Consider the following 11,568-nt stretch of genomic DNA (forward strand, 5'->3'; position numbering starts at 1 on the left):
AATACATGTTGAACAATAGGAAGCGATTCAAATAAAGAATTTATGAATCTATAAATCGAGAAATTAAATTTAAAAGCAGAGGTTTTGAAAAGGAATATTGATGATTGTACTGTTTATTAAAATCCTGTGTTTTCAAGGCCTCTTTCATACTGTTAAGATATCCTGCTCCCATCTACTTCTGCTGGCTGTATTGGTGTTGTCAGCTACATCATCCATTTTTTATTTTTTTGGACTCCAGTTGGGATATAATGTTTTGAACGGCTGAGAGTAGAATCTCTTGATAATACGGAATACCGTAAAAAACTTACAAATAATTAAGTTATATTGCAAGTGGTATTATACTGATTCAAATTTGAAAAATGATGTTTAAGGCATTTTTATCGGATACAGTATGAATCAAGAATCGGGAATAATTGGCATTTTAATTTAAAAATATAAGCTCAGCTCCATTTAAATGAAGATAATACAAAGTTTTTGGACCGGTAATTCAACTGATATAAAAAGTAATTATGGCTGGTTTTCCTATAAATACAATTGGTTGAGCTGGATTTTAAGCTGTCACCAATTGGTGAAATTTCATAAAGATGTTGAATTGTACACAGATCGTTTCGGATATGAGATCTTAATTACAAAACTTCAGCTTCCGTATACAAAAGTTCATGTCGTTTTAGATGATTTAAATGATTATCACAGTGATCTCTGGGCTGTTTCTAAAATTAAAGTATACCAGATGCAGACCGAGCCGTTTCTGCACATTGACGGAGATGTTTTTGTTTGGGAATCTTTGAATGAAAAATTTCGTGATGCGGCTGTACTCACGCAGAATTTAGAAATTACTGCCAGTAACTATGCTAAAATGTGGAATGAAATTTCACCCGAACTCCTGTACATGCCCAATGAAATGAAGAGCTATCACAAGCGTCCCGATAATTTTGGATGCAATATGGGCGTTACAGGGGGAAATGATATTGATTTTTTTAAAGAGTATGCCAGAATCAGCATTGATTTTTTAGATAAAAACAGAAAAGCCTGGTCCAAAATAAACTGCCTTAATTTTAATCTATTTTTTGAGCAGGTGCTGTTTTATCAGTATGCTCAGAAGAGGGAGGCAAAAATTGATTTTTTGTTTAATGAAGTGTACAATGACGGCTACTATTCTGGTTTTGCTGAATTTCAGGATGTTCCCGATAAAAAGTATTTACATTTACTGGGAGCCTATAAAAAAAATCCTGCCGTATGTAAAGCTATGGAAGTCTATGTAATGAAAAATTATCCACAGTATTATTCAAAATGGGCCGTAATGATCAATGAGGCGGAAGGCGAGCAAAATGAAATTGAATTTTTGACCCCAGAAATGGCAGCAGAACTGATTTCTATGTTTGATCATGAGCTCAAAAGTAAAAAGTTTTCTGCTGAGCATTATCTGCTGAAAAGGGACCTTTATACAGAAGGTCTGTCAGGTTATCTGAAAAGCATGCTTGGGAAAAAGGAAGATTTTAATATCGCGCTGTTAGACGGCCTTGAACAGACAGTCTCTGAGCTCAATGGTGAAGAAGTGTCTTTTCTGGAAATAAAGGAGCATAACGCTGCTCCTGGAAAATACCAGCTGGATGATTTAGATCAAATTGCATTAGGCGCAATAGAACCGGGAATCCCGTATTCTGAGTTTATTGCAGAAATGCTGGTTCATTTTGATTACGACACACAGGAGCAGCAAGACGGCATTTTAACACTTTTAAACGGACTTCTTGCCAGTTATATTGTTTTAAAAATAATCGCAATTTATAAATAAGAATAATCTAAAGCATATTGGTCAAACATTTCATAGGGTTCATTGTTTCATGAATATTTTTAGATACTCCTTGTTATAAAAGCAGTAATTATGTTAAAATTTAAAAAAAAGAAGCTAAAAGTAAGTAATTATCGTAAAAATAAATCATATTTGTAAGTATAATTTTGGTTTTGTGGATACCAGAACTTAATCATGACCTTGCACAGTTAATTCAAAGATATTTAAGCAGTAAAAAAACTGCGCTAAAACAGACATAAATTCCAAGTGTCTTTAAATGATTGGAATAATAATCACTTTAAAACTATAAGTTATGTTTAACAAAAAACCAAAAGACAAAGAAGTTAAAAAATTTCTACCGAGTGATGTGCAAAAACTAACTGAAAAACAGTTAAAACAGACTATGGGAGGTTATCAGTATCCTAATCTGTGTTATGATGAAATTAGAAACAGATATTATAAGTGTTAATTCAGCCTTGAATAGAACATCAGGATCTTGAAGCTCATTTTAGTGCTGTTCTTAAAGACACTTTATAATTCCAAATTAAAACTGCCAGTATTTATGCTGGCAGTTTTTTTTTATCCAAAAAGTAATGAAAGTTCTTTGGTCATAAACTTTTGGGATGTCTTATGGGTTAAGAAATTTAATATTATAAGCCTAGTGTGCCTCTCATTTTGATTATTATCTTATCATTTTGATAATAATTTGAATAGTGTAATTACTATTTTGTTCTTTATTATCTTGATAATTAATTACTTGCAAATATTTATTTTTCTTGGCATACCCTTTGTTTTTTAGCTTTCAGAAAAATTACAGTTGTTTTAAACTTGATAGAATCGAATTGATTTGTAGGTTCTAAAACTTTTGCTGCAACTTTAACAATATAGATATATGAAAACAAATAAGACTAGAAGTAAAGAGATTACGAAACAATACATAACAAATAAATCTACACACAATAAAGGAAGGGTAATAAATTTAATGGTGTTCACCATAGTTTTCTTTATTACTGTTTTGCTAATCTCTAAAATATTGTAAACTAAATTATTATGAAAATTATGAACCCTATTATAGATCCTAAAATACATTTGCCTAGTAAAAGTGCTTTATTTTCAAGCTCATTTTACACTAAAACAATCCCTTCAACTGCCGCGGATGTTTTGGAACCAGTTGAATTTATTATTGAGAAAGCCAGATCTGTTCATACTTTTTGGATCAAGCAAATCAGTGAGGTAACATTATCATCGGCTATCGCACGTGGAACAGGTATTTCTCAGCGCTCTCCAGAAATGCTTGAAGCAAAAATGAAAAAAGGAGAAGCTGTCATCGCTTTTGCATCAGATGGCAGGTGGGCAGGTTTTTCTTTTATTTCTGCATGGGAGAAGGGAAAATATGTTTCTAATTCAGGATTAATTGTAGCACCTGAATTCAGACATACTGGACTTGCAAAAAGGATTAAGAAAACTATTTTTGAGCTGAGTCGTGAGAAGTATCCAACTGCCCGTATATTCAGTTTGACTTCTGGTCTTGCCGTAATGAAAATGAACCATGAACTAGGTTTTGAACCGGTTACATTCTCGGAACTTACAAGTGACGATCTTTTTTGGGAAAATTGCAAGACTTGCGTGAATTGCCCAATATTGCTCAGTAAAGAAAGAAAAAACTGTTTGTGTACGGCAATGCTTTATGATCCGAAAGCTGATGCATTTTCATCTGAGGACAATTGATCTCAGACGTATAATATTTCAGTTTGGACAGCTTCCTTTATATATGCTTTTATAATAAGGAGAGAGGTGTAAGCACATTAACAACAACCGACCCTATAAACAAAGTAAATAGGACTTTTAAACAAAGTTTGCGGGATAAATGCTTTTTATTTTTGTTCTAATAAAATTTTAAAAAAATGGAACAAAATAATTACAACGGAGCTTTACAAAAACCGATAGGTTCAGGCTTCAACAAAGCATCAACAACAACAGATGTTATCCAAGGAATTGATCTTACAGGCAAAACCGCAATTGTTACAGGTGGTGACGGTGGACTTGGATTAGAAATCACCAAAACACTGACTTCGGCAGGGGCAACAGTTATCGTTCCAGCAAGAGATACGGAAAAAGCAAAGAAAAATCTGCAAGGAATTTTCAATGTAGAAGTACAAACATTAAATCTAACAAACCCAGATTCTATTGATGCATTCGCTGAAAATTTTTTAGCTTCGGGTAGACCGCTGCATATGCTTATAAACAATGCAGGTATTATGTGGACCCCTTTGCAGCGTGATCAGCGTGGTTATGAAGGACAATTTTCTACCAATCATTTAGGGCATTTTCATTTGACTGCGAAGCTGTGGGACGCCTTGAAAAAAGCAAATGGAGCAAGGGTGGTAAATGTTTCATCCTCAGGGCATCACTTTTCGCCAGTTCTTTTTGAAGATGTAAATTACAATGTTAGGAAATACGACAAATTTGAAGCTTACGGGCAAGCCAAAACAGCAAACGTGCTTTTTGCGGTAGAACTGGATAAAAGAGCACAGCAGTTTGGTGTTCGTGCTTATAGCTTACACCCTGGTTTAATTCTAGAGACGAATTTGAGCAGATATTTAACTTTTGAAGATTTTGTTGCAATAGGTGCATTGCATCCAGACGGAACACCAAACATTGAAGCCGAAGCAGAAATGAAAAAAATACAAAAAACCAAAGAACAAGGAGCTGCTACAACCGTTTGGGCAGCTACGAGCCCTAAACTTCAAAATATTGGAGGTGTATATCTAGAAAATGTTGAAATTGCAGACTACAATCCTGATTTCTATGATAGTGAAGCCGGCAGAAAAAGTCCTGCTGGAATAGCTGGGGTTGCACCGTTTGCAGTGGAAGACCAGGCTACCCAAAGACTCTGGACTATAAGTGAAGAATTGACTGGTGTAAAATTTGACATTTAATATAATTGAAAGAAATAAGGCTTACATAGTTGAGCCTTATTTCTTTTTTTACATTTGCATTATGGCAACAAGACAGATAAATAACCATGCTGAAATTGTTTTTACTTGCAGCGAAGCAGTTCATCACAATACCGAAATGATAGCTGAAGAACATTCTGTTGTTCGGGTTTTGTCGGGCGAACTAAAAGTAATCCAATCCAATAGAACGTATGTTTTGGGAGCAGGTGAAACATTTCTGTTTCCACGAAACAGGCTGGCTTCATTGATAAAATCTGAAAAAGACGGTCTGCCTTACAAAGCAATTATCGTAAAACTTACCCACGATGTTTTGAGAGATTTCTACGAGCATAAAAATATGGAAACCTTTCTGGCTTCCAAAACTGACAACATTATTCCGTTCCCCAAAGATCCTTTGCTGGACAGTTTTTTCGCTTCAATGCTTCCCTATTTTAACTTGGATTACAAGCTGCCGCAAGACCTGTCGACATTGAAAATTCAGGAAGCTATTACTATTTTACGTTCTGTAAATAGAGATATTGATACTATTTTGTCCGATTTTTCAGAACCGCACAAAATCAATATTTCAGCGTTTATGCAAAGAAATTATATGTTCAATATGCCAATAGAAAAATTTGCTTATTTGACTGGACGCAGTTTGACTACTTTTAAGCGGGATTTTAAAAAGGCATTTGATACCACACCACAAAAGTGGCTGACAATGAAACGGCTGGAACTTGCCCATTACCAGCTGACCGAAAAGCATAGAAAACCTATTGACGTTTTTTACGAAGTTGGTTTTGAAAACTTATCACACTTCTCGTATGCCTTTAAAAAACAATTCGGACAGTCGCCAACAGAGCTTGCTGTAAGAAAAACAGATGTTAGCCGCTAGCCGCATTCTAATATGGCGAGTTAATTACGAAATTCATTGACATTTCTCTAATGAAATCCTGAACTGAATCTTTGCTCTTCGATTTCAACTACTCCTTCAAGACGTTATATTCTGCCTAAACTGACAGTTCGACAAACGAACTTAGAAACCTTGATTAGGATACATCTTTCAGAGAATTGGCTACTTTGACCGTTTTAAAGTTTCTGACCTTTGTGTTATAATTAAAAAACATGAAAATGGAAGCAAAAAATTCAACAGCAGACAACATCCCTTCACAACAGAAAAAAACAATTTTAATTACAGGTGCAAGCAGTGGCATTGGAAAAGAAACTGCAAAGTTATTTCAGTCAAAAGGCTGGAATGTAATTGCTACAATGAGAAATCCAGAGAGCGGATCAGAATTAAAACAGTTAGATAATGTGTTAGTTACAAAACTTGATGTTTTAGATCTGGATTCTATTCACAATGCATTTATGGAAGCCGTTCAAAAATTTGGCAGCATTGATGTATTACTTAATAATGCTGGTTATGGTGCATACGGACCACTAGAGGCATTTAGTAGGGATGAGGTTTTAAGACAATTTAATACCAACGTCATCGGACTTTTAGATGTTACCAAGACCGTTCTGCCTCACTTTAGAAAGAATAAAAAAGGTATTATAATTAATATTTCTTCTATTGGAGGCAAAATGACTTTTCCTATGGGTTCATTGTACCACGGAACAAAATTTGCCGTCGAAGGTATTTCAGAATCGCTTGGTTTTGAACTAGCACAATTTGGAGGACAGGTTAAAATTGTCGAACCAGGTATGATAGCAACCGATTTTTCAGGCAGGTCTTTAGTTTTTAGCAACGATGAAAACATAACCGAATACCAAGGTCTTGTTGGTTCGTTGATGGCAGCAATGCCAACAATGGCTGAAAATGCTTCGCCTGCAAGTGTGGTGGCTGAAGTAATCTTTAAAGCTGCAACCGATGGAACAGATCAGTTAAGATATACAGCGGGAGAAGATGCTAAAATGCTTATGGCAAACCGTCAGCAATACGATGACGCTACATTTATTAGCGGTATAAAATCACAATTTGGGCTTAAATAGCAGAATGAGGTTATCCAAATGCCTATAAAGAAATCTGGCTTCAAACTCTCGATCTCTCTCTATATAGCTGTCGCGAAACTGGTTTATGAAGTGCGGCAACTGTGACACTTTTTAAGTTTCTCAGCTTTGTGCCATAATTAAATATAAAAAAAAATGACAACAAAACATTGGACTGCAGACGACATTCCTTCACAGCAAGGGAAAACAATATTGATTACTGGTGCAAACAGCGGACTTGGACTGGAAGCATCCAGAGTATTGAGCAGCAAGGGCGCTCACGTAATCATGACTGCCCGTAACCTAAAAAGCGGTAAGGAAGCAATTTCTCTGATCAAAAATAAAAACGCTAATGCCAAGCTGGACCTGATGCAGCTGGATCTTTCCGACTTTGCTTCAATTCATCAATTTTCGCAAGAGTTTCATAAGAAGTATAAACAGCTTGATGTACTTATTAATAATGCAGGTGTCATGTTTCCAGCAAAGCGTGAACTCACCACGCAAAAATTCGAAGTCCAGTTTGGAACCAACCATCTGGGACATTTCCTGCTGACCGGCCTGCTTTTGGATATTTTAAAGAGCACCCCGAATTCCCGTATAGCAATACAGTCAAGCGGACAACATAAGGCAAAAATGGGCAAGCCAGATATCTATTTTGATGATCTTAATTTTAATAAAGCTTACAATAAGTATGTTGCTTATTCCCAAAGCAAACTCGCAAATCTATTATTTGCGTATGAGCTTGACAGACAACTGAAAGCGAATAAGATTGACATAACAGTTGTTGCTGCTCATCCCGGCTATACGAAAACAAATCTTGTTAGACATACAGGTTTTTTTGTTCAGGCTGTAATTACCAATATACTTGCACAGAGCGTTGAGATGGGTACATTGCCCATATTAAGGGCTGCAACCGATACGAATGTAAAAGGTGGTGAATATTTTGGACCAACTAAAATGAACGAAATGCAAGGATATCCTGAACTGGTACGGTCAAGTGATAAATCTTATGATAAGGAGTTAGCTGGAAAACTTTGGAAGGTTTCTGAAAAATTAAGCCAAATTATTTATAATTTTGAATGACCATGAGTCCAATAGAAAATAAATTTGTTAAAATCAACTCCGTTTCGGAACTGCATAAACTAATGCGGCTTCCAAAACCTAAGCATCCATTGGTCAGCCTGATCTCCTATAACGATGTTCAGTACGATGCTATTGATAACTCGATAAAGGCAATACTCAACTTTTATACTGTTTCTATAAAGCACAATGCTGACTGCAAGTTCAACTATGGCCAAAATTATTATGATTTTGACGAAGGTGTTTTGGCATTCATGGAACCGGGACAAATAGCATCTGGCACCCAAAATGGAAATAGGAGTGCAGATGGCTGGCTGCTGGTATTTCATCCCGACCTTATTAGAAATTATCCAATTGGAAAAAATATAAAAAATTACGGCTTCTTTTCATATGCAATAAATGAAGCATTGCACCTGTCTGAGTCTGAAGAAGCGATGCTTGGAGAGATCTTTAAGAATATTGAAAAAGAATACAATCATTCGATAGACCAATTCAGCCAAGACGTGATGGTTTCACAGATTGAGTTGCTGCTAAATTATTCCAACAGATTTTACAACAGGCAATTTATTACCCGCAAAACTGCCAGCAGTGACCTGCTGACTAAAATGGAAATTTTGCTTGACGAATATTTTGAAAGCCGTAAAATACTGGAAACAGGACTTCCAACAGTTCACTTTTTTGCAGAGAAGTTAAATCTATCTCCTAATTATTTAAGCGATATGCTGAGAACTATCACAGGTCAAAGTACACAGCAGCATATCCATAACAAACTAATCGAAAAAGCAAAAGCTGCATTGTCCACTACAAATCTTTCTGTAAGCGAAATTGCATACCAGCTTGGGTTTGAGCATCCGCAATCGTTCAGTAAATTATTTAAAACCAAGATGAACGTTACACCGCTTGAGTATAGGGCATCTTTTAATTAATAAACAAAGTTGTAGTAGACATCACAATAGCTGCGGCCGAAAGAACTCCCTACAGAAGTGACATTTTTTCATCATAATATATGAAAAAATGTCATTTTTTTCCACTGGCACATAATTTGTTTTTTTTCTTGTGCACGCTGGTGTGCACGTTCAAATTTTTATTGTCTAACAATTTTAAAAATTAATGTTATGAATCTTATTAAAAGAGATGCAGGCCGTATACCGGCTTTTCAACGCTTGTTTTTTGATGATTTTTTTGGCCGTGATCTTTTCAATTGGGAAAACAACAATTTTTCAGCAACAAGCACTACACTGCCGTCTGTGAATATTAAGGAAACAGATGAGAATTACGAAGTCCAAGTCGCCGCACCGGGAATGGACAAAAAGGACTTTAAGGTTACTCTTGACAATGGGCAGCTCACTATTTCTTCGGTAAAACAAAATGAGCAAAATACCCAGGAAGAAAATTTTACTCGCAGGGAATTTAGTTATCAGTCCTTCCAGCGAAGCTTTACCCTGCCAAAAAATGTAGTGGACGAAGATAAAATCAGTGCTCGTTACGAAAACGGAATTTTACTGCTGTCTATTCCAAAGCTCGAACAAGCCAAAGAAAAATCTCCCCGTCTGATTGATATTTCTTAAGTTAAACAACACAGTTAGAAAGCTGCCTCCGGCGGCTTTCTTTATAATCATTTCCACATGTTATCACAATTATTCTCTGGGATAGCTGTGCTGTCCTTTGTTATTTTACTGCTTATCTTGCTTCTTCGCGGTTTAAAACAGCCATATTTTATCGCTTATATAGTCGCTGGAACACTTTTAGGGCCTCAGGCTCTCAATATTATTGACCATCCAGGAGTGATTGCAGAAATAGGTGAAATTGGGATTGTACTGCTTATGTTCTCCATTGGCCGTGAGATTGATATTCAAAATCTGAAACGAAATATTCATAAACCGCTTTTAATCGCTTTTGTGCATCTGCTGCTGAGTTTTTTCTTTATGCATACCATTGGGTCTTATGCAGGATGGAAAATGACAACTACAGTTTTGATGGCTTTTATTATAAGCATAAGCAGCTCTGCTATAGTATTTCAATATCTGGCCAGAACGGGAGAAATTAACAGTCGTCTGGGAGTAATTACAGGAGGTGTGCTTTTGCTGCAGGATATATTGGTTATTCCAATGATGCTGATCCTAAATTTTATGTCAGGAAATCATATCTCGCAGATCCAGCTGATTAAAGTGTGCGCTGCTGGACTGCTTATGCTGCTGTTTTTAAAACGTGCAGTGGGGCAGAAACCACTGAAACTTCCCATGAGCAGCGAAATTGCGGCAGATCACGAATTGCAGGTTTTCATAGGTTTCAGCTTGTGTTTTGGAATGGCCTGGATAACTGGAGCACTCGGTTTATCAACCGCTTTTGGGGCTTTTGCAGCAGGAATTTTAATCGGTCATGATAAAGCGACTCATTGGCTCGATAAATCCCTTATGCCGTTCAGGGTCTTCTTTATGGCTTTCTTTTTTGTAGCCGTCGGACTGCAGTTGGATATTAAATTCTTTTCGCAGCATACTTTAACCATACTGCTGATTTCAATCGCGGTGCTTTTCAGCAATAGTGTCATTAACGCGGTTCTCTTTAGGGTTACAAAAAATTCTTGGCGTGATAGTATATACGCGGGCGCATTATTATCTCAGATAGGAGAGTTTAGTTTCGTATTAATAACAACCGCTTCCTCACTAGGTTTGATAGGTCCTTTTATGTACCAGATTACCTTAGCAGTAATTACCTTGACAATGGCTTTTACCACTATATGGCTTATGGTAATCCAGAAGCTGATTTACAAAATCAACAAGAAGGGTAAGACGGGTTTCAAATGCTCGAAGAAGAGCTTGTCTTAAAAAAAGAGACTAGTAAAATATCTCTAAAAACTACCTGAATTTTTGCGGCAAAAAATATACAAGCAAAAAAGCGATTGAAAAATCAATCGCTTTTAAAAACAACAACCTGAAATTATTATTTAGTATATTTTTTTCTTAGAATGTTTATTTCCTTAGGCCCGATTCCCATTTCCTGCTGTAAAAAGTTTTCTATACTTCCGTATTGCGTTTTAATGCCTCCAAAAAACGAACGGATAAGTTCAGGTTTTAATGCCATTTCATTTTCTACCTGTGCTTCTGTCAAACCGCTCATTTTTGCAAGCGGAGCCATCATTCCGTTGTTCATTTTCTTAAGATATACATTAGATGCCACATAATCTTCTTCAATGGTTTTTTCAGGAACGTTTAAAATATATAAAAATAAGGCAGTTGCCATACCGGTACGATCACGTCCGCCGGTGCAGTGGTACATTACGGCTTCTTTTTTATCAGCAGTTAATAATTTTACAAATAACGGACGGAACCTGTCTCCGCTGTATTTCACAGCATCAATCCCATAAAATTTTTCAAGAAAACCTCCTTCTTTTAAAAGTTTAACCATTTGAGCAGGATTTGGAATACTGTCACTTCCTGCCGGGCTTAAAGTGTAATCTGTATTTTGAGGTAAACGGTCCGGAGCTGCTTTAGATTCTGCAACGCCTCTGAAGTCAACTACTGTATGGATTTTCTTTTTATCCAAAAGCGCTAGATCTTCATTTGTCAATTTATCAATTCCAGCACTTCTAAATACTTTTCCCCAAACAACTTCTTTTCCATCTGCAGTTTTGTATCCGCCTACATCTCTAAAATTTAATGCACCTTTTACAGGAACGAGTCTTTTAATACTGTCAGTAAGCTGAGCATTTGCTAATGTCTGTACTAAAATTGCAGCTATAATAATTGTCTTTTTCATTTTTATATTGATTAATTT

10 protein-coding genes are annotated in these 11,568 nt (G+C 36.1%); 9 read left to right on the forward strand and 1 reads right to left on the reverse strand.

Annotated features, from left to right (window positions below; translation table 11 throughout):
• Window positions 1-454: 454 nt before the first annotated feature.
• The 9 genes from EDB96_RS09240 (at window position 455) to EDB96_RS09280 (ending at window position 10,619) form a co-directional block, all read left to right on the forward strand.
• Window positions 455-1,792 (forward strand): DUF6734 family protein, encoded by a 1,338-nt coding sequence (locus EDB96_RS09240; protein WP_134140306.1) that lies wholly within the window; start codon window positions 455-457, stop codon window positions 1,790-1,792.
• A gap of 1,047 nt (window positions 1,793-2,839) precedes the next feature.
• Window positions 2,840-3,517 carry a GNAT family N-acetyltransferase gene (locus EDB96_RS09245; RefSeq protein WP_243839323.1) on the forward strand — a complete coding sequence of 226 codons (678 nt, stop codon included), beginning with the start codon at window positions 2,840-2,842 and terminating at the stop codon, window positions 3,515-3,517.
• Window positions 3,518-3,693: 176 nt separating this feature from the next.
• Window positions 3,694-4,728: an SDR family NAD(P)-dependent oxidoreductase gene (locus EDB96_RS09250; protein WP_134140308.1), complete on the forward strand. Its 1,035-nt coding sequence runs from the start codon at window positions 3,694-3,696 to the stop codon at window positions 4,726-4,728.
• A 61-nt stretch (window positions 4,729-4,789) separates the two neighbouring features.
• Window positions 4,790-5,620, forward strand: coding sequence for an AraC family transcriptional regulator (locus EDB96_RS09255; protein WP_134140310.1), 831 nt, complete (start codon window positions 4,790-4,792; stop codon window positions 5,618-5,620).
• 236 nt (window positions 5,621-5,856) lie between these two features.
• Window positions 5,857-6,717 carry an SDR family oxidoreductase gene (locus tag EDB96_RS09260; RefSeq protein WP_134140313.1) on the forward strand — a complete coding sequence of 287 codons (861 nt, stop codon included), beginning with the start codon at window positions 5,857-5,859 and terminating at the stop codon, window positions 6,715-6,717.
• Between the two features lie 153 nt (window positions 6,718-6,870).
• On the forward strand, window positions 6,871-7,797 hold the full coding sequence (locus EDB96_RS09265; RefSeq protein WP_134140315.1) for an oxidoreductase: 927 nt from the start codon (window positions 6,871-6,873) through the stop codon (window positions 7,795-7,797).
• Window positions 7,798-7,799: 2 nt separating this feature from the next.
• A complete protein-coding gene (locus EDB96_RS09270; protein ID WP_134140317.1) occupies window positions 7,800-8,720 on the forward strand; it encodes a helix-turn-helix domain-containing protein in 921 nt (306 codons plus the stop codon).
• Between the two features lie 189 nt (window positions 8,721-8,909).
• Window positions 8,910-9,362, forward strand: coding sequence for an Hsp20/alpha crystallin family protein (locus EDB96_RS09275; protein ID WP_134140319.1), 453 nt, complete (start codon window positions 8,910-8,912; stop codon window positions 9,360-9,362).
• A 57-nt stretch (window positions 9,363-9,419) separates the two neighbouring features.
• On the forward strand, window positions 9,420-10,619 hold the full coding sequence (locus tag EDB96_RS09280) for a cation:proton antiporter (RefSeq protein WP_134140321.1): 1,200 nt from the start codon (window positions 9,420-9,422) through the stop codon (window positions 10,617-10,619).
• A 115-nt stretch (window positions 10,620-10,734) separates the two neighbouring features.
• Here the strand turns inward: EDB96_RS09280 and EDB96_RS09285 are convergent, their stop codons facing one another.
• Window positions 10,735-11,550, reverse strand: coding sequence for a tyrosine-protein phosphatase (locus EDB96_RS09285; RefSeq protein WP_134140324.1), 816 nt, complete (start codon window positions 11,548-11,550; stop codon window positions 10,735-10,737).
• Window positions 11,551-11,568: the final 18 nt, after the last annotated feature.

This window comes from Flavobacterium sp. S87F.05.LMB.W.Kidney.N (genome assembly GCF_004366435.1).
Classification (GTDB): domain Bacteria; phylum Bacteroidota; class Bacteroidia; order Flavobacteriales; family Flavobacteriaceae; genus Flavobacterium.